Source organism: Staphylococcus sp. HMSC071G07 (assembly GCF_001811435.1).
GTDB classification, from domain to species: Bacteria; Bacillota; Bacilli; order Staphylococcales; family Staphylococcaceae; genus Staphylococcus; species Staphylococcus pettenkoferi.
This window is the reverse complement of the sequence record NZ_KV804784.1, coordinates 154,666-154,988: the sequence shown is the minus strand read 5'-3', so window position 1 is coordinate 154,988 and position 323 is coordinate 154,666. Positions and strand designations below refer to the sequence as shown.

Here is a 323-nt window from a genome sequence, read left to right as displayed (position 1 = left end):
CTAAAGCATCATGTTCATCTGGCGTAATTAGACCATCGGCATTTGCCTCTTTGAGTTTATCTTGCGCAGCTTGATCTGCATTCTTAGCTGCATCTACCGCTGCTTGTGCTTCTTCTCGTTGTGCATCTACATCGTCGGAGACGCCGTTCGCATCTGAGTCATTTACATCTGGAACGTCGATGCCGTGTAGTTTTTCTAAGTCTGATGGCATGTCTCCTCGTTGATCGCTTGGCAGTGCATCCACTTTAGCTTGCGCACTCTGTTTAGCGTCAACCGCATCTTGATTCGCTTTTTCTAAAGCATCATGTTCATCTGGCGTAATT

Annotated in this window: 1 protein-coding gene; it reads right to left on the bottom strand. The window is 46.4% G+C overall.

The features are described from left to right. A partial coding sequence (locus HMPREF2802_RS12195; protein ID WP_218085176.1) for a GA-like domain-containing protein occupies positions 1–323 on the bottom strand: 323 nt, incomplete at both ends.